Genomic DNA, 18,324 nt, shown 5'->3' with positions numbered 1-18,324 from the left:
CCCAAAAGCGAAAGTAAAGGAACGCTCAGGTGAAGTCGCGGACAACGAGGATGCCCTAACGTCCGATCGTCTGCCACAGCGGATCGCCGGGTCCGATGTCGTAGGTGCACTCGCCCGGCCGCGGGTCGGGTACGAAGGCCCACAGCAGAGCTCCGGCTGTGCCTGCGGCGCGTTGGCCGTCGATCTTGGTGGCGATACTCGTTGCGCGAGAGCCGATATCGCTACAGGAACCGGCGAGTTGGCCGATCTCCCCGACCAGGAGGGGTTTGCCCACCGCAGCGCTCTGGGTGATCCGCCGCTGCAGCCCGTTCCACTGATCTCCGGGCAAGGGCACACCGTCGTATCCGTAGTCGTGGTACTGCAGCACATCGACGAACGACGACTGGGCGAGGTACTCGTACTCGTCACCCTGGCTACCGCACTGTCCGCCGCCGGTGAGACCGGCGGTGATCAGGGTGCGGGGATCGACAGTGCGGAGCTGCTGCCCTGCGGTGTCGAAGAAGGAGCGCAGAACCTGGGCGGCGTCGGCGGTGCATGTCCGGGTGGTCCACGAGCACGCCGCGTCGGTGCACGAGCTGGTTTCCGGCTCACCGACCAATTCCCAGGCTGCCAGTGCGGGCGAATCCTTCCACCGGTTCACAGCGGTGAGCATCCACTGCTCGAAGCTCGTCACCGCATTCGTGTCGGGGACGGCAGGGGGCGTCGTCCATCCGTCGACGTACCACTGTCTGCCCTTGAAGGCGTTTCCTTCACAGGCCCCGTCCTGTGGCGAGAGAACCGGGACGACCAGTTGTCCGTGCGCCTCGGCCGCCGCGAAGACCGCGTCCATCGGGCGAAAGTCCAGTGCGCCGGTGAATCGGTTGATCGCCAGCGCCTGGAATGCGTTGAACCGAGTGAGGGAATGTGAAGGCAGCGCACCGAAGTAGCTGTCCAGGTCCACCATCGCGCCGCACCCTGCGTTCACCGACCAATCGGTCGCAAGCTGATAGGCGTTGAATCCGGTCGGCCACCACGGATTCCCGTCGAGTGCGAGACCGTCGACGCTTGCCGTGACGCGGGCACCGGACTCGGGGGCTGCTGCCGCGTCGGGCACACCGGTGCTCAGCGCGAGGGACAGCACTATTGCTGCGCCCACTGCGCACCGTGAAAACATCGAAACGATCCGCATCGGCGTAATGCTAGATGTCTGCTGCGCGAATTTCTAAAATCGTGAATTCGACGGCCCCTGGACGACAATATCACCGTATTCGTACAATTCGACGAGCACCGTTGCGCCGGAATTCGATTCCACCGGGCTGTGCCGCTCATTGAGTCGAACTTTCGTGTCTCCCAGTATGTTTCTGGCCGCGTTTCGATCCAGACGGGTAAATGTAAGACTTCCGATGTACCGAAGATCGGGAATACGCAGTACAGTTCGGGTTTCCGTTTCATTATGCGAAAGCTGGAAATCCCCCAATGCGAATCGCATACGTTGCATCGACGGCAGTTCTCGTCGCAACTACGTTTCTGCTTACGGCCCCGTTCGTATCGGCGCAACCGATCGATGGAGAGCAACAGGATTATGTGGACCGCTTCACCTTCGGCGAATTGGGACTCGGTCGGTCCACCACCGTGGACTCGACCGGACAGGCCACCAGACTGACCGTGCCGTCCCCTGCAGGCTCGATGCCCTCGATGCTCGATGCAGTGTTGACAGTGCCTGCCTGGCTCGACCGGGGTTGGGTCGACGTCGAATCGGACGGTCGGCCGATCACCCGCATCACACTCGACAACGCCGCACCGACCACCGCGGTGTCGATTCCACTGGCTGCGGTGCCGACGGTCGACGGAGCAATCGCCCTCGATCTGATCCCGTCCCTCATTCCCGACGATCGATACTGCCCCGATCCTGCCTCCGATGCCGTCCGATTGATCGACGCGACCGTGGCCTACCAGGGGCAACCGGCGGTGCCCGGGACCATTGCGGACTTTCTGCCGGTAGTGCTGAGGACGCTGACGCTGTTCGTCCCGTCGGACGCGGATCGCGAAACCATTACCGCCGCAACGATTGTGGCAACCTCGGTGGTCCACCACTACGGGGCGCAGCCGGTCCGGGTCGCCGTGCGGCCGGACAGTGAGCTGGCAGGGGCGGCACCGGACGGACCGTTCGAGAGGTCGGTCGTATTGGCGAAGAACTCCGACGCCGGTGTGGAACTGATCTACCCCGTCGACCAGGCTCCACCACGGATGTACCTCACCGGTACCGGATCGGATCTGACCGATCAGGCCCGCCTCATCACCAGTGATCTCGCCGACATCGCAGTCTCCACGGCTGCTTCGGCAGGACCATCGTCGGCAACAGCGCAACTTCCGCCCGAATCGATCACGCTCGACGACCTCGGCATCGGCACGGTGACCGGTTCGGGCGGTGCCACGGCGACCGCGTCGATCACGATCGATCAGACCCGGCTCGGCCGATCTGCATCGAACCTGTCCGTGCACCTGATCGGCAGCTACACACCGGGCGCAGGATCGGTGCGGGCCACGGTGAACGGGTCACCGCTCGCAGTGTGGGAGGCCGACGACACCGGTCGGCTCGATCGTTGGATCGACGTTCCGAATTCGGCACTGTCCCGCGTCGAGACACTCGACATTTCCGTCGACCATCCGTCGACCACGGGTGGCGGTGGTTGCTCCGCGGCCGCCGATACGAGTGTGACCGTGGACGGTTCGACTCTGGTGCGGTCGTCGGATTCCACGACACCGGCCCCGCTGGGACTGCGATCGATGCCGCAGGCGCTGATGCCGCAGTTCGAGATCGCGACGGCGGACGAGTCCTACGCGGGAGTCGTCCGAGCGGTCACGATGGCAACTGGACTGCAGCGTCTGTCGAGTCTGCCCCTCGTCCCGGAGGTCGTGTCGATGGAGCAGGCGTTCGACGGTAGTGCCCCCGCCCTCGTGATCGCGCCGGTCTCGGAATTGCCGGACACGGTGACCCTGCCGCTGTCCTCGATCGACGAGACGACATTTCGCGTCGCCGACCCGGACTCCGCCGGCGGTGCCACCGAATTGACGGTCGATACCGACGAGCCCTTCGCGACGGTGCAGGTGACGTCGGTGCAGGACAACGCAGTTCTCGTCGGATCCTGGAACTCGGCTCCGGACCGATTCGACGCCATGCTGTCCTGGCTCGACGACGACCCGGCTCGGTAATTCGCGCTCGACGGCGACATCGTGTTCGCCGCGCAGAACACCGAACCGATCTCACTGTCGAGCGCGGCACTGTCCGGTGCGGACGACACCGCAGCGGCGCCCGAGAACACAACCGACCGAACGACGGTGCTGGTCGTGGGAGTCGGTCTTGCGGTCCTCGCAGTCGCAGGAGTGGGCGCACTCGTGTTTGCGCTTCGAGCGCGCCGGTCGACGACCGCGCCGAGCCGGCACAGCGACTCGACATGAGCGACTCGACATGACAGTGGACACCGCACCCAACACGGGCGCGGAGCCGACCGCGCCACCTCGGTGGCGAGCACGGCGTCCGCTCGGCATCCTGGTCGTGCGCTGGGTGGTTCTCCTCGCCTGTGTCGTTCTCGCGTTCCTTCCCACCTGGGTGCGGCTGGCGCAGGAGGCGTCCGACGGTGCCATCACCGCGTACATCTTCGTGTTGCCCCTGCTCGCTGTCGTTGCGGCGCAGGGGGTCGCGCGGCGTCGGGCCGACGAGTTGCCCATCCACGATCGTCAGACCGACAACATCGTCGGCGGTATCTGCCTGTTGGTGTCCATCGCGATCAAGGCGCTGTGGCTGCCGCGCTACGCCGACCAGTACGAGTTGGCACACCTGGATGTTCTTGCGGCGCTGTCGTTTTTCTTCGGCGGCGCGATACTGATGTTCGGACTGCGGCCGGTGGGTCGGTTCTGGTCCGTCTGGCTGTTGCTGCTCGCGTTGAGTCCGCTGGGATACCGATTGGTCGCCATCGGTTTGGGCGGAGGCCGTTTCGCCTACGCGACGGTGATGGTGCTCTTGGCGGGAATCGCCGGTGCCATCGCCGTCGGCCGAACCACACGGCGCGGGTGGCTCGGGTTCGTGTGCACCGTCTCGTCCGGATTGGCAGTTGCTGCACTGATGTTGGTGCTGTGGCCACAGATCGACATCGTGTGGCTGCAGCTCGTCCCGACCGTCGGCGCGGCAGCAGTCACCGGAAGCGCCTTCTATCTCGCTGCGCGTCGCGGCCGATTCGACGAGCGTCGGCCGCGCCGCCTCGCTGTCCCGACGGCGAAATGGTCGCCGACCTCGATCGTCGTCGCGATCGTGGCGGCCGTGGTTCTCGCTCTCGTTCCCCTACCTGACCGCACCCCCGTGGCGGCACCGGCGGGACCACCTGGTGCGGCATCGGTTCCCTTGGTTCCGCCGGTCGGTTTCAGCGAGCTCGATATCGAGCAATTCGATTGGGTCCGTGCGTTCTTCGGAACTCGAGCCACTCTGACTCGGCAGACGATGCGCGCCGACGAAGGCAATTCCGCCTGGGACCTGCGGTCGAGACCACGGACCGTGGTGGTCGACGTTCTGTCGACGACCAATCGGGCCAGTCTGGCCGTCTATCCGGAGAGCACCCTGTATCGCTTGACCAACACGCGCACGAGCCAACCCCTGACCGTCGATCTCGGACGCGGGGTGACGGGTGCGCTGTACACCTCGGTCAGCGACGCACTGCTGCTCACCTGGACCAAGCTCGTGTTCCAGTGGCAGCGAGGCGGTGTGTTCCAACGTGTGACCGTCATCAGCGTCGACAACCACGACCTCGATGCCGCGTTCCCGCAGCCGATGCCGTCGATGGCATCGAATCTCGGTACGGCGATCGGCACCTTGCTTCGGGGCAACGCCATCTCCATCGACGACGATCCGGAGTACAAGGATCGTGAGCTGTTGACGACCTTCGGCACCGGACTCGTTCGCCAGCAGTGGGCCCTGGCGGACGGTGCGCCGCTGTGACCACAACTCCCATGGAGAGACGACCGACGCCCCCGCGTGTCGGAACGGAAACCGACGAGTTCCGAGCAGCTGCGCTCTACGACGCGATCAACGGATTGGCCGATCGAAATCCGCTGGCGTCGGCTGCAATTGCTTTCGTTCCCTGGCAGAAGTACACGGCGATCGGGGCTGCGCTGTTGCTCCTCGCTTGCGGAGTGTTCGCCCCGGTCGGGACGCTGCTCGCGGTCACGGTCGTCTGCACCATCGGATATCTGCTGGCGATGATCGACCGCCTACTGTTGTTCTCCCGTGGTCTGGACGCGTCGGCGATCGTCACGGTGACCGACGAGGAGGCCAGGGCCGTTCCCGACGATCGGTTGCCGTACTACACCATTCTGGTTCCGGCGTACGACGAGCCGGAAGTGGTGGGTGACCTCATCGCGGCGATGACCGGCCTCGACTATCCCGCCGACAAGCTGCAGGTTCTGTTGCTGCTCGAAGAGGACGACGAGGTCACCATCGAGGCGGCCGCGCGTAGCGGCGTCAGCGATTCGGTGGACGTGGTCCTGGTGCCCGCAGGCGACCCTCGCACCAAGCCGAAAGCATGCAACTACGGATTGCATTTCGCCACCGGGACGATCGTGACGATTTTCGATGCCGAGGATCTGCCCGAGCGACTGCAACTGCGTCGCGTCGTCGCTGCTTTCGAGCGGCTCCCCGACACCGTCGCGTGTGTGCAGGCGAAGTTGGCGTTCCACAACGGTTCTCAGAATCTGCTGACCGGGTGGTTCACCGCGGACTACGCACTGTGGTTCGGGTATCTGCTGCCCGGTCTGATGGCCAGCACCTCGCCGATTCCCCTCGGCGGAACCTCGAATCATCTGCGCCGCGATGTCATCGACGAGGTGGGGGCCTGGGACGGCTTCAACGTCACCGAGGACGCCGATCTCGGTGTGCGCATCGCGGCCTCGGGCTACTCGACGGCGGTGCTGGACTCCACCACTCTCGAAGAGGCCAACAGCGATCCGATCAACTGGGTTCGCCAGCGCTCTCGTTGGTACAAGGGCTATCTGCAGACGTGGTTGGTGCACATGCGCAGACCGGTCTCTACGGTTCGTGCCCTCGGCCCGGTCGGCACCTACCGCTTCACCTTGTTGCTCGCGGGAACACCGATCACCGCATGCATCAACATGGTCTTCTGGTTCAACACGGCGGCATGGATTCTCGGTCAGCCGGCATTGGTGGCCGAGCTCTTTCCGCCCTACATCTACTACTTCTCGTTGCTGTCTCTGGTGGTGGGCAACATCGCCACGGTGTACATGTACCTCATCGCGAGCCGAGAGAGCGACAACGCGTACCTGCTCGTTCCCAGCCTCACGATGCCCCTGTACTGGGTGATGATGAGCGTGGCCGCCATCAAGGGGTGTTGGCAGTTGGTTCGCAATCCGTCGTACTGGGAGAAGACGTTCCACGGCCTGTCCGGCCCGGCCGCGCCGCCGGTCGGCGAAGAGCAGAACACGTGAATCGGCGCACCCCCTGGATCGTGTTCGGCAGCGCGCTGGCGGGCTACCTGGCGGTGGGGCTGACTCTGAGCATGCGTTTCGGCTATCTCCTCGGCGACGCACTGTCGCGAACCTCGGCCGCGCAGGCGGTGCTGCTCAGCCGTGATCCGCACGTGTCGGCCATCGGCTTCATCTTCACGCCGTTGACCGCCCTCGCGCAGTTGCCCATGGTCGCGTTCGCATCGTGGTGGCCGGCGATCACCCGGTGGAACATCTCGGGCATCGCGGTGTCGGCGGTGTTCATGGCCGGTGCAGTGGTGATGATCCACGGGATCTGCCGAGACCGCGGACTTCCCGGCCGATACAGCCTCCTGCTCACCGTCGTCTTCGCGATCAACCCGATGATCGTCTTCTACGGAGCCAACGGCATGAGCGAGGCAGGCTTCCTGTTCTTCCTCTGCTGGGCTGTACGACGGTTGATTCGATGGATGAACACCGACGACGTTCACGATCTCCTGTTGGCCTGCGTCGCATTGGCTCTCGCCTTCCTCGCTCGCTACGAGGGCGTCGTCCCGATAGCTCTGGCCGCGGTACTGGTGGCGGTCGTGACGGCTCTTCGTCAGGGCCGGCCGTATTGGAAAAGCATGCGCCGCAGAGCAATTCTGGACGCAGTACTCGTGGCAGGGCCCGGCACGGCAGTGTTTCTGGTGTGGATCAGCACGAGCTGGCTGATCACCGGCGAGGCGCTCGCCCAGCTGTCCTCGAGCTACGGAAACGCCGCGATTCTGACGCAGTCCGGCGGGTCCAGCGGCGACCTGATCGGCACCGGCCTGTTCTCGCTCGGTGCCGTCGTCGTGCTGGGACCGGCGTTGCTGGTGACGCTACCGCTGGCCGCGATGCTGGCGCTGCGTCGCCGAGACCTCGAATTCCTTGTGGCACCATTGCTTTTCGGTGGGGTGCTCGGCTTCCAGGCCGCAAGCTACATCACCGGTTCGACGTTCGGCTTCCTGCGATTCTTCATCTGTGCCGTTCCATTGGCCGCAGTCGTTGTGGTGCAACTGTTCCCGGCCACCGGAGAACGGCCGACCCGGCGCGCAGGGGCCTACCGACGGCACCGCCCGGTGCTCGCGCCGCTGCGTCCTGCCGCCGCGGCGGTGGCACTGACGGTCTGTGCGCTGGCTCTTCCGGTCACGGGGTGGGCGATGGTGCAGCCGGGGTTGTCCAGTCAGCAATACGCCCTCGGCAGTCTCCTCGACGAAAATCCTCGGGCCGACGATCCCCAGGCGATCGCGGCCCGTCGAGTCATCGATTCCTTCTCCACCGAACGTCGACTGGCGTCGTACCTCGACGGCCAGAACCTCCCGGAGGGGTCGATCCTCCTCGACACCGTCTACGGGTTCGCCGTCGTGGCAGCGTCGGAACACCCGAAGCGGTTCGTGGTTCCGTCCGACCTGGACTTCACCGAGATCCTCAACAACCCGGCATCGGCGGGCGTGCAGTATCTGCTGACGGTGCCCAACGAGGGCCGCGGAGTGTCCGACGCGGTCAACCGGCGATATCCGACGATCTACGACAACGGAGCCGACCTGTATCCACTCGTTCTCGAAGTTCCGAACGACGGTGCAGATCAACCGGATTGGCGTCTGTACCGGGTACCGAGTTGACCGATGCTCGCTACAGCACCTGCGACAGAAACGTTTTCAGTCGATCGGTGTGCGGATCGTCGAACAACTGCTCCGGCGTTCCGGTTTCGACGGCGCTGCCGTGATCCATGAACAGCACCCTGTTGGACACCGATCGCGCGAAGCCCATTTCGTGGGTCACCACGACCATGGTCATTCCGCCCTTCGCGAGGTCGGCCATCAGTGCCAGCACACCTTTCACCAATTCGGGGTCCAGAGCGGAGGTGGCCTCGTCGAAGAACATCACCTCGGGCTTCATGGCGAGGGCCCGAGCGATGGCGACGCGCTGCTGCTGGCCACCGGACAGGTTGCCCGGACGCGAATCCGCCTTGTCGGTCAGTCCCACCAGCTCGAGCTGATCCATCGCCGCCGCACGAGCCGCCTCCTTGGACAGACCGAGCAGCTTGCGCGGGCCCAGAGCGATGTTGTCCGCAACGGTCTTGTGCGGAAACAGGTTGAACTGCTGGAACACCATGCCGATGCGCTGACGCAGCTCGTCGGGGTTGTCCTTCAGCACCGACTTGCCGTCGAGCAGGATGTCGCCCTGTTCGGGCTCGTGCAGTCGATTGAGAGCACGCAGCAGCGTCGACTTGCCCGACCCCGACGGCCCGATGACCGTCGTCGTCGTGCCGGCCGGAACGTCGATGCTCACCCCGCGCAGGACCTTGTTGGTGCCGAAGGACAGGTGAATGTCCTTGCCTACGAGCGAAACAGAAGTCATGTCAGCCTCTTTCCACGACGACGGCCTGCTCGACCGGGTCCAGCGTCTGCTCGGCTTTGCCGGTGCGCAGTCGCTTGTCGATGTAGTTCACGAGATGGGTGAGCGGCACGGTCAGCACCAGGTAGAACAATCCGGCGGCGACGAGCGGGGACAGATTTCCGGTCTGTGCGTTGAGATCTCGACCGACGGCGAACAGTTCGCGTTGAGTGGCGAGCAGTCCGAGGAAGTAGATCAGCGACGAGTCCTTGATCAGTGAGATGAACTGGTTCATCAGCGCCGGCAGAACGCGTCGGACACCCTGTGGGACGACGACTAGGTTCATCGACCGGCGACGGCTGAAGCCCAGTGCCCGCGCAGCTTCCATCTGACCGGCCTCGACGCTCTGGATGCCGGATCGGAAGATCTCACCGATGTACGCGGCGGCGAGCAGTGACAGTGCCGCGGCGCCGAGCCAGTACGGATTGCCGCCGGTCACCCCCTGCACCACCGGTCCGATTCCGAGTCCGATGATCAGAATGATGACCACGGCGGGCAATCCGCGGAAGATGTCGGTGTAGACGCGCGCCGGCCAGCGCAGCCAGCGGGTGCGAGACAGCCCGGCCAGGGCCAGCAACATGCCCAGGACCGTACCGATGATGCCCGACGCCAACGCCAGAATCAGCGTGTTGGGCAGGCCCACCTTGAACAGGTCCGGGATGGCGGACTTGTACAGCGACCAGTCGAAGAACGTATCCGCCAGCTGTGCCAGCGTGGATTTGGGTTGAACGGCAACGGCTTCGGGAGCGTCGGCGTCGTTCTGTGCCGCGATGGCAGCGAAGTCGGGTAGCTCCGGCTCGGGGGCGGCCTTGCTGCCCGGCTTGAAGCCGTCGGGCAGTTCGCGCGGTACCCAGTCGGAGTACAGGGTGGCCCAGGTGCCGTCAGCGATCACCGCGTCGAGACCGGAGTTCAATGCGTCGATCAGCGGTTGATTGTCGCGAGCGACGGCCCAGCCGACGAAGTTGTTCAGCGAGAACGTGTTCTGCGTGATCGCGGTGCCGTCTTCCGGCTTGACCAAGCCCTCCGCCTGCTGGGACGGGGCCACCCAGGCGTCGATCTGACCGGTCCGCAGGTTCGCGTACGCGGTGTTGTAATCCGGGAACTTCACCGGATCGAGGCCGAGTGTGTTCACCACGTAGTCGTCCTGCACGGTGCCCTGCACGACGCCGATCCTGCTGCCTGCGTTCAGGTCCTCGAACCGGCTGATCGGGCCGCCGGTGGTGGCCACGAGGGAGAAGTAGCCGAAGTCGTATCCGTTGGTGAATCCGACGGTGTTGCGTCGCTCGTCCGTCGTCGTGATCGAGGACGACCCGACGTCGAAACGGCGGCCCGCAACCTGCGCGAGCAGACCCGAGAACTCGGTGCCCGAGAAGTTGATCTGCAGACCGAGCTTCTCGGCAACGGCCTTCAGCAACTCGTTGTCGTACCCGGTGTACTGACCGGCCGAGTCCAGGCAGATGCTCGGCGGCGCATCGGACAGGGTTCCGACGGTCAGCACTCCCGGCGTCGCCAATCCGAGGGACGCGGTGTCGATCCGGTCCAGCGGCGTGACATTGTCCGTCGTGTATCTGTCCTCCGTCGCGGCTGCTGCGGCAGCGTCGAAGTTCGTCGGGGTGGACGACGCACTGTCGACTCCGGGAGGGGCGCACAGGTCGGTCGGACCTGCCGCCGCCTGATCATCGGAATTCGACGTGCCACACGCGGCGAGCGTGAGGGCCATCAACAGTCCGAGAACGAGAACCACGAGCGCGCGTGAGGCGCGTACGGCAACCATGTACAAAACCCTAAGCGGACCAGGGCCCACTCACCCAAACGCGCCACGCGCAAGGGTTTCGCTCAGCGAACTGGAGTGACGTGTGACTACTTGTGCGCGTCCCGCCACGCGATGGCCTGGCCGAGTTCGGCCAGGTCGTACTCGGGTCCGTTGACGCCGACGGTGAACAGGGTGGCTCCGGCGTCGACGAAGTCCTGGGCGGTGTCCGCTCCCGGCCACGCGACCGAGCGGGTGATGACCGAGACGTCGCGTCCGACGGTGGTGCCGTGCTCGGCAAGGATCTCGGACTTGCGCTTCAGCGCCTCGAGGTCGGCGAAGCTGTGCCAGATGTGCGCGTACTCGGCCACCATCTTCAGCGTCTTCTTCTCTCCGCCGCCGCCGATGAGGATCGGGATGTCGCGGGTCGGGGCCGGGTTTCCGACGTCGAGGCGGTGGCGGATTCTGGCGAGGCTCTCTTTCAGCAAGGCCAGTCGCGAACCGGCCGTGCCGAACTCGTACCCGAAGTTGTCGTAGTCCTTCTCGTTCCAACCGGCGCCGATGCCGAGGATCAACCGTCCGCCGCTGATGTGGTCGACGGTGCGCGCCATATCGGCCAACAGGTCCGGATTGCGGTAGCCGCCGCCGGTGACGAGTGCGCCGATCTCGACGTTCGATGTCTGCTCGGCCCAGGCCCCGAGCATCGTCCAGCACTCGAAGTGCGCACCGTCGAGGTCGCCGTACAGCGGATAGAAGTGGTCCCAGTTGAAGACGATGTCGACGCCCGCATCCTCCGAGCGCAACACCGCGTCGCGGATCAACTGATAGTCGGGAGCGTGCTGGGGCTGAAGCTGAACACCGATCTTGACGGTCATGGACATCTCCTCGTCGTGTGGGCTGCGTCTCCCATGATGCACCCGAACGGCATCAGCCGATGCGGACGCCGCTCTCGGCCATCATCGCGCGCAGGACGAACCCGGCCTCCGAGCCGACGATCTCGCCGACGAGAGTGATGTAGCGGTCGACGAATGCGCCGCCGTGTTGTTCCTCGTTCTCGTCGGCGAAGTGGTGCGCGAGCTCGTGCAACACCACCAGTTCCCGCAACGCCCACGCCCTGTTGCCCCTGTGCAGGGGCACTGCGATGGTGGCGGTGTCCGATTCGTAGTGCGCCGCAGCCGAACCCGATCGGGCTCGAACGGTGACCACACGACCGGCATCGGGCCACGTTGCGGCCACCCAATCCAGCCGCAGCACCGCATCGACGTACGTCTGTACCGAGTCGAGGGAGGCGAACTTTCGTTCGATCGGCAGCGTGATCTGGGAACCCAACACCTGCACCACGCGAAGGCCCCGCTCCTCGGCGCGATCGAACATGGTGCGGACCAGTTGTTCTGCGTCGTAGACGGCCGCTCGTTGCGTGTCCCTCGCCCTGCTCATCCGGTCAGCCTAATTTGTGTCGTCGTTCGAACTCGCCTACAGTCATCTATCGACAACGATTGTCGAAGTCGTTCCCATTTCTATCCTCAGGAGAATCCGTGCTCGCCGTCGATGACCTCTGCATCGACGCCGGACGCGCGCGGATCGTCCGGAACGTGTCCTTCGAGATTCCCGACGGCCGACGCCTGGGCCTGCTCGGCGCGTCCGGATCAGGAAAGTCGCTGATCGCCTCGGCGTTGGTCGGAGCGCTCCCGCCGGGCATCACCTGCACCGGCCGCATCGTCGTCGACGGCCACGACGTCGCCGGAGTTCCGACGCCCCGCCGGCCACGCCCCGCCCGCCCGGCGATGGTCTTCCAGGATTCGGCCACCGCACTGAACCCGATGGTCACCGTCGGCAAACAACTCCGCACACCCGACGCCTCCGCGCTGCTCGAGCGCGTGGGACTGCGCGACACCGAACGCATCCTGGCCTCGCACCCGCTCGAGCTGTCCGGTGGCCAGCGTCAACGCGTCTGTATCGCAGTCGCATTGGCGCGTGAGAGCCCGCTGGTGATCGCGGACGAGCCCACGACGGCCCTCGACGTGATCAGTCAGGCGCGGGTGCTCGACGCTCTCCGTGAGGTGGCGTCGCTGCTGCTGATCACGCACGACATCGCCGTCGCCGCGCAGCTGTGCGATCACCTGATGGTTCTCGACTCGGGGAAGGTCGTCGAATCCGGTTCCACGGCAGCAATTCTCGAGCGCCCGGAATCCGAGCTCGTGGTGCGCATGCTCGATCGGGCCCGCGCCGCCGATCCGTTTCGTCAGCTGGTCGCGCCATGACGGGCTTGGTGGCCACGGACATCACGCGCACCTACGTACGGCACGGCTCTTCTCGTACCGCGCTGGACGCCGTCTCGTTCACGCTGCCACCGGCCGCTCGCATCGCCGTCGTCGGCGAATCGGGTTCGGGAAAGACGACGTTGCTGCGCATGCTGTTGGCGCTGGATGTGCCCTCCGGAGGGGCCATCGAATTGGACGCCCGCACAGTACGTCCGGGTTCCGCGCGATCGCTGCGGTGGTTTCGCACACTCGTGCAGTACGTACCCCAGGATCCGGCCACCAGCCTCGATCCACGCCGCAGTGTGCTGGATCTGGTGGCGACGCCGCTTCGACTTCTCGGCGTCGACGGCGATCATCGAGCGAAAGCGGGTGCCGCACTCGCCGCTGTCGGGCTGGACGAGCGTTATCTGCAACGCCGACCGACGGAACTGTCCGGTGGTCAGAATCAACGCGTCGCCATCGCGCGCGCGGTGGCATGCGAACCGCAGTATCTGCTGGCGGACGAGCCGGTCAGCGGACTGGACCCGGATCTGCGTGAGCAGGTCCTCGCGGTCCTGGCCGGACTGCCCAGCGCGTTGCTGATCGTGAGCCACGACCTGTCTGCGGTCGCTCGACTCTGCAGCGACGTATCGGTGATGCACGACGGCAGAATCGTCGAAACCGGCAGCGTACGAGACATTCTCACCGAACCACAGCACTCCTACACCCGAGACCTGATCGACGCCGTACCCCGGCTTGCATGACCACCACAGGAGATTCATTGACCACCACTCTGTTGTCTACCAACGTGTTCCGTATCGGCACCCTGGCAGCGGTAGGCACCCTCACGCTCACCGGCTGCTTCTCTTCGGGTGCTGCCGACGACACCGCAGATCGAGCCCGCGTGGCGATGCTGCAACCGCCGCGCTCGGGGCTCTCGCAGTTCAGCGATGATGCCTTCAAGCTTTCGCGCTGGTCCACCGCCGAAACCCTCGTCACCCTCGATGATCTCGGCGACGCCGAGCCCGCGCTGGCCACCGCCTGGAATCGCGTCGACGACCGGACCTGGAGTTTCGACCTCCGACCCGACGTGAGGTTCCACAACGGTGCGCCACTCGACTCCGCTGCCGTCGTCACCGCACTGACTGCTGCCACTACCGCCGCGCCGAAGCCGCGCATCCTCGACGGGGTCGAGCTGACGGTGACCGCCACCGACGACGACACGGTGGAGGTGTCCACCGAGGACGTCGATCCTTTGGTGCCGCAACGACTCTCGAGCCCGCAGCTCGCCATCCTGGCACCCGCGGCCTACTCTGCAGGCGGCAGCGACCCCGTCGGAACCGGCACCGGACCTTTCGTGCTCACCACAGTGAACGGCACGGTCAGTGCCACGCTGGACCGCAACGAGAACTACTGGGGTGAGCCCGCGAAGCTCGCCGGCATCGACGTCGACTTCGTGCCCGACGGTACGGCCCGAGCAGCAGCGCTACGTAACGGCACCGCCGATGTGGTGGAGGCGATTCCGGTGTCGCAGGCCGCCAACATCGACCAGTCGCTGGTGCACGAGGTTCCGATGCCGCGCACCAACACCCTGTACCTGAACACGTCGTCCGGAGTGTTCGCGGACCCCGCCATGCGCGCCGCCGCACGGGAGTCGGTGGACAAGGATCGTCTGGTCGAGCAGGTGTACGAGGGTCGCGCCGACGCTGCGAACGGATTGCTCGGCCCCGCGCTGCCGTGGGCGGCGGACCGTCCGGCGCGCACCGAGACCTCGGCGGGCGATGCCACCGGCAAGAAGATCACCCTCGCCACGTTCACCGACCGCGCCGAACTTCCCGAGGTCGCCGTGCTGCTGCAGCAGGAACTCGAGGCGAAGGGCTTCGTGGTCGAGCAGGTGGTGCGCGAATACCAGTTCATCGAAACCGACGCGCTCAGTGGTGCATTCGATGCCTTCATCCTCTCCCGCGCCACCGTCCTCGACTCCGGTGACCCGGTGGCATACATGTACTCCGACTTCGCCTGCGAGGGATCGTTCAACATCTCCCAGTTCTGCGACCCGCAGGTCGACGCGGCGCTGGCTGATGCCTCGGCCACCGAACCAGGAGACGACCGCCGCGCCGCGATCCTGGACGCCGAGAAGCTCATCCTGGAGAAGGATGCGGCCGTGCCGATGCTGCACGAACGCGTCATCCAGGGTGAATCCGAAGGCCTCACCGGTGTCGCCCGCGATCCGCGGGAACGCACGCTCATCACCAACCAGACCGCCTTCGAGTAAGCAGTGAGAACAGCGGTCTCGCGGCTGGTTGCCGTCGCCGGTGTGGTCCTCCTCGTCGGGATGCTGCCGTGGTTGTCGAATCGCGATCCGGCACTGAGCATTCTGCGAGCTCGCTCGGCCGAACAGGAAGCAACCCCGGAGGCCCTGGCGGCCATTCGCCGCGACCTCGGGCTCGATGCCGGGCCGCTGCGGATGTTCTGGGACTGGCTCACCGGCATCGCGTCGGGCAATCCCGGAACATCGTGGAACACCGGCAAGCCCGTACTGCCCGGTGCTCTGGATGCATTGACGGTCTCGCTCACCCTCATGGGCTTCGCCATGCTGGTTGCGGTCGTCACGGCCGCCCTGGTCGTGCTCCCCAGCGTGCGGGCGGGATTGAGCGGCACCCCGAAGCGAACCGGAGGTGGCGTCGCCGCAGCAATCACGTCGATGCCGGAGTTTCTGCTCGCGTCGGTGCTGGTCCTCGTCGGAGCCGTGTGGTTGTCGTTCCCGGCGTACGGCTGGAACGGCCCGGAGTACGCGGTGTTGCCTGCACTCGCGCTCGGGTTGCCTGCAGGCGGGCTGATCGGACGCCTTCTCGCCGACGCGATCGCCGTCACCTTCACCGAGGGCTGGGTCATCACGTGGACGGTCGCAGGCTTCTCGCGGCGGCAGATCGCCGGTGCGGTTCTGCGACGTGCCCTCCCCGGGCTCGCCTCGCAGATCGGGCTGATCATGGTCGCCATGACCGGTGGCGCAGTGGCCGTCGAAAAGGTCTTCGCCATACCGGGATTGGGCCGCACCACTCTCGGCGATGCGCAATCACAGGATCTTCCCGCCCTGCAGATCGACATCATCCTTCTGCTGGCTGTCAGCGCCGTCCTCGGGATCACGGCAGAATTGGCCCGACGGCTACTGCTCGGCAGCGCACTGCACGAGAAGGCGATGCCCATCCCGTCCGGCGTCTTCCACCCGTCACCCCGGCGTTGGGTGGTGCCGATCGCGGCGGCGTCGGTCCTGCTGATCATGGTCGTGGCCGGACTCCCACGCGACGGCCAGGCGACGACGCGGGAGAAGTTCGCAGCCCCGTCATCGGCACACCCCTTCGGTACGGACGCGTCGGGTCGAGATCTGTTGGCCCGCGTCGCCGACGGCGCACTGCGCTCCATCGGACTCTCGCTGGCGGTGACGTTCGCGGCCCTGGTGGTCGGCGTGCTGCTGGGACTGATTCCGCGGGCCTCGCGTGGTCTCGTCGAGGTCACCAATGCGGCCCCGCCCGTCGTCACCGGCATTCTCATCGCGGCGATCTGGGGTCCGAGTGCAGGCGGGGCGGCCGTTGCCGTTCTCATCGTCACGTGGGCTCCGCTCGCCGCGCACACGGCCGCCCTGGTCGAGGAGACTCGTGCCCGGCCGTACATCTCCATTCTGCCGACACTCGGGGCAGGCAATGCGCGAATCCTGTTCGGGTCCATCGTGCCCAGCGTCGTTCCGGTAGTGCTGCGGCACGCCATGATTCGGCTTCCCGGTGTCGCTCTTGCTCTCGCGGCCCTCGGATTCCTCGGCCTCGGTCCGCAACCCCCCACTGCGGATTGGGGATTGATACTGTCCGACGGGGTCGCCGCCGTCGAGAGGGCACCGTGGGTCACCGCCGCTCCCCTCGGTTCCTTGATCGCACTCGCCGTTCTCGCAGTCTCGCTCGCCGGTGCCACCTCGGGACGCGTGCGCAAGACCGGTAGCGTCATCGAGAAAGTCGACGCAGGAGGGCGCAGTACGTGAGCACGAGGACCGACGGATCGCCGACGCGGTGGCGGTGGTCGTTTCTGGTCGATCTGCGGCGGGCCACCCCCACCGTCCGCTTGCTCGTCCTCACTCAAATGACCTTCAACATCGGCTTTTTCATGGTGTTGCCGTATCTGTCGGTGCATCTGACGAGCGACCTCGGGCTCGGTGCCGCGGTCGTCGGAGTGGTTCTCGGAATCAGAACGTTCTCGCAGCAGGGACTGTTCTTCGTCGGTGGCACCCTCGCCGATCGGTGGGGTATCAAGCCGGTCGTTCTCGTCGGCTGTGTTCTGCGGGTGCTGGGATTTGTCGGTCTCGCCTTCGCCGATTCGCTACCTGCCGTGTTGATCGCGACGGTGATGGTGGGATTTGCAGCCGCATTGTTCTCCCCTGCAGTCGAATCCGCAGTGGCGATCGAGGCGGGCAAGAGCGAACGCGACGGCGGACCCACGCGCGTGGAGAGCTTCGCGCTGATGTCGGTGTGCAGCCAGATCGGTTCGTTCACCGGCCCGCTCGTCGGATCGGTGTTGCTGCTCGTCGATTTCAGGATCGCGTGCCTCGTGGCCGCGGCGATCTTCGTTCTGGTCGTCGCCGCTCACGTGCGGTGGCTGCCGCGTGAGCGCGGCGAACATCGCGACGACCCATGGCTCTCGGGCTGGACCGACGTGGTGCGCAACCGAACCTTCGTGCTGTTCGCGGTGGCGATGAGCGCGCAGTTGGTGACCTACAACCAGCTGTACCTGCTGCTGCCCCTCGAGGTCGAACGCGCCTGGGGTTCGCAGACGGTGCTGGGGTGGTTCTTCGCGATCTCGGCAGTACTGGTGGTATCTGCGCAACTGCCCATCACCCGACGCGTCGCCGCGGTATCACCGAGGATCACGCTGCCGATCGGATTCGCCGTCATGGCAGTTTCTTTCGCCCTGGTCGCGGCATTCAGTCCCTTCGAGTTGGAAGGTCTGGTCGGTCTCGTCCCGGCCGCCCTGTTCGTGCTGCTGCTGGCACTGGGGCAGATGATCGCCATGCCGCAGGCCAGAGATCTGGTGCCGCGCATGGCCGCCGAACGTCGACTGGGCTCGTACTACGGATTCATGGCCTCGCTCGGGGGCATCGGCGTGCTCATCGGATCGACCGCACTCGGTGTGGTGATCGACGCCGCCCCCGACACCGGCTGGGGCGCAGCCATCCCGTGGCTGGTCGCGGCCCTGTTCCCCATCGCCAGTGTCATCGGACTGCGCGTGGTGCTCGCTCGCCTCGACTGACCTGACCCACCCCCTGAGCCGCCGCTGCCCCTGAGCCCGCCGCCCCCCGAGTCCCCGCCGCCCCCCCGAGTCCCCGCAAATGCGCGCGCGTTTGTCATACGCCCCTCTTTGCCAAGCTTCTGGTGAGTCATTCGAGAAGCTATGGAGGGTTAC

At 65.6% G+C, this 18,324-nt stretch carries 15 protein-coding genes; 10 read left to right on the top strand and 5 right to left on the bottom strand.

Annotation, left to right across the window (positions count from 1 at the left end; all coding sequences use genetic code 11):
* Nucleotides 1-55: 55 nt before the first annotated feature.
* Nucleotides 56-1,168, bottom strand: a complete 1,113-nt coding sequence (locus QM590_RS20775) for a beta-mannosidase (protein ID WP_269596239.1) — start codon at nt 1,166-1,168, stop codon at nt 56-58.
* A gap of 287 nt (nt 1,169-1,455) precedes the next feature.
* On the opposite strand from QM590_RS20775, the gene QM590_RS20770 reads away from it, so the two are divergent.
* The 5 genes from QM590_RS20770 to QM590_RS20750 are packed head-to-tail and all read left to right on the top strand — an operon-like array spanning nt 1,456 to nt 8,114.
* Nucleotides 1,456-3,192, top strand: coding sequence for a hypothetical protein (locus QM590_RS20770; protein WP_269596240.1), 1,737 nt, complete (start codon nt 1,456-1,458; stop codon nt 3,190-3,192).
* Nucleotides 3,193-3,213: 21 nt separating this feature from the next.
* Complete coding sequence (locus QM590_RS20765; protein ID WP_269596241.1) at nt 3,214-3,438, top strand: hypothetical protein; 225 nt, start codon at nt 3,214-3,216, stop codon at nt 3,436-3,438.
* 10 nt (nt 3,439-3,448) lie between these two features.
* Complete coding sequence (locus tag QM590_RS20760; RefSeq protein WP_269596242.1) at nt 3,449-4,969, top strand: hypothetical protein; 1,521 nt, start codon at nt 3,449-3,451, stop codon at nt 4,967-4,969.
* Between the two features lie 11 nt (nt 4,970-4,980).
* Nucleotides 4,981-6,471, top strand: a complete 1,491-nt coding sequence (locus QM590_RS20755; RefSeq protein WP_269596255.1) for a glycosyltransferase — start codon at nt 4,981-4,983, stop codon at nt 6,469-6,471.
* The gene (locus QM590_RS20750) at nt 6,468-8,114 is read left to right on the top strand and encodes a glycosyltransferase family 39 protein (protein ID WP_269596243.1); all 1,647 of its coding nucleotides are present in this window, start codon (nt 6,468-6,470) and stop codon (nt 8,112-8,114) included. The genes QM590_RS20755 and QM590_RS20750 overlap by 4 nt, the downstream gene beginning before the upstream one ends.
* Before the next feature lie 10 nt (nt 8,115-8,124).
* Here the strand turns inward: QM590_RS20750 and QM590_RS20745 are convergent, their stop codons facing one another.
* The 4 genes from QM590_RS20745 to QM590_RS20730 form a co-directional block, all read right to left on the bottom strand.
* Complete coding sequence (locus tag QM590_RS20745; RefSeq protein WP_068047565.1) at nt 8,125-8,853, bottom strand: amino acid ABC transporter ATP-binding protein; 729 nt, start codon at nt 8,851-8,853, stop codon at nt 8,125-8,127.
* Between the two features lies 1 nt (nt 8,854).
* Complete coding sequence (locus QM590_RS20740) at nt 8,855-10,663, bottom strand: ABC transporter substrate-binding protein/permease (RefSeq protein ID WP_269596244.1); 1,809 nt, start codon at nt 10,661-10,663, stop codon at nt 8,855-8,857.
* A gap of 86 nt (nt 10,664-10,749) precedes the next feature.
* Nucleotides 10,750-11,520 carry an LLM class F420-dependent oxidoreductase gene (locus QM590_RS20735; protein ID WP_269596245.1) on the bottom strand — a complete coding sequence of 257 codons (771 nt, stop codon included), beginning with the start codon at nt 11,518-11,520 and terminating at the stop codon, nt 10,750-10,752.
* 46 nt (nt 11,521-11,566) lie between these two features.
* Nucleotides 11,567-12,076: a TIGR04338 family metallohydrolase gene (locus tag QM590_RS20730; RefSeq protein ID WP_269596246.1), complete on the bottom strand. Its 510-nt coding sequence runs from the start codon at nt 12,074-12,076 to the stop codon at nt 11,567-11,569.
* 98 nt (nt 12,077-12,174) lie between these two features.
* On the opposite strand from QM590_RS20730, the gene QM590_RS20725 reads away from it, so the two are divergent.
* From QM590_RS20725 to QM590_RS20705, 5 genes are read left to right on the top strand one after another with little or no spacing between them, the layout of a single operon-like run.
* Entirely contained in the window at nt 12,175-12,900 is a 726-nt protein-coding gene (locus tag QM590_RS20725; protein WP_269596247.1) for an ATP-binding cassette domain-containing protein, read from the top strand.
* Complete coding sequence (locus QM590_RS20720) at nt 12,897-13,643, top strand: ABC transporter ATP-binding protein (RefSeq protein ID WP_269596248.1); 747 nt, start codon at nt 12,897-12,899, stop codon at nt 13,641-13,643. Before QM590_RS20725 ends, QM590_RS20720 begins: the two co-directional genes overlap by 4 nt.
* The gene (locus tag QM590_RS20715) at nt 13,640-15,154 is read left to right on the top strand and encodes an ABC transporter substrate-binding protein (protein ID WP_269596249.1); all 1,515 of its coding nucleotides are present in this window, start codon (nt 13,640-13,642) and stop codon (nt 15,152-15,154) included. Before QM590_RS20720 ends, QM590_RS20715 begins: the two co-directional genes overlap by 4 nt.
* 3 nt (nt 15,155-15,157) lie before the next feature.
* On the top strand, nt 15,158-16,909 hold the full coding sequence (locus QM590_RS20710; protein WP_269596250.1) for an ABC transporter permease subunit: 1,752 nt from the start codon (nt 15,158-15,160) through the stop codon (nt 16,907-16,909).
* Complete coding sequence (locus QM590_RS20705; protein WP_269596251.1) at nt 16,906-18,171, top strand: MDR family MFS transporter; 1,266 nt, start codon at nt 16,906-16,908, stop codon at nt 18,169-18,171. Before QM590_RS20710 ends, QM590_RS20705 begins: the two co-directional genes overlap by 4 nt.
* Nucleotides 18,172-18,324 lie beyond the last annotated feature (153 nt).

Origin of the sequence: Rhodococcus sp. IEGM 1372, from assembly GCF_030056835.1 — a bacterium.
In the GTDB taxonomy this organism is placed as follows: Bacteria; Actinomycetota; Actinomycetes; order Mycobacteriales; family Mycobacteriaceae; genus Rhodococcoides.
The sequence above is the reverse complement of the archived record's forward strand: the minus strand, read 5'-3'. Positions and strand labels throughout refer to the sequence as shown.

Coding starts and splice junctions, on each gene's coding strand:
- QM590_RS20755 (WP_269596255.1), top strand. CDS start 4,981: ATGGAGAGACGACCGACGCCCCCGCGTGTCGGAACGGAAACCGACGAG.
- QM590_RS20735 (WP_269596245.1), bottom strand. CDS start 11,520: ATGTCCATGACCGTCAAGATCGGTGTTCAGCTTCAGCCCCAGCACGCT.
- QM590_RS20745 (WP_068047565.1), bottom strand. CDS start 8,853: ATGACTTCTGTTTCGCTCGTAGGCAAGGACATTCACCTGTCCTTCGGC.
- QM590_RS20730 (WP_269596246.1), bottom strand. CDS start 12,076: ATGAGCAGGGCGAGGGACACGCAACGAGCGGCCGTCTACGACGCAGAA.
- QM590_RS20740 (WP_269596244.1), bottom strand. CDS start 10,663: ATGGTTGCCGTACGCGCCTCACGCGCGCTCGTGGTTCTCGTTCTCGGA.
- QM590_RS20775 (WP_269596239.1), bottom strand. CDS start 1,168: ATGCGGATCGTTTCGATGTTTTCACGGTGCGCAGTGGGCGCAGCAATA.
- QM590_RS20770 (WP_269596240.1), top strand. CDS start 1,456: ATGCGAATCGCATACGTTGCATCGACGGCAGTTCTCGTCGCAACTACG.
- QM590_RS20720 (WP_269596248.1), top strand. CDS start 12,897: ATGACGGGCTTGGTGGCCACGGACATCACGCGCACCTACGTACGGCAC.
- QM590_RS20715 (WP_269596249.1), top strand. CDS start 13,640: ATGACCACCACAGGAGATTCATTGACCACCACTCTGTTGTCTACCAAC.
- QM590_RS20760 (WP_269596242.1), top strand. CDS start 3,449: ATGACAGTGGACACCGCACCCAACACGGGCGCGGAGCCGACCGCGCCA.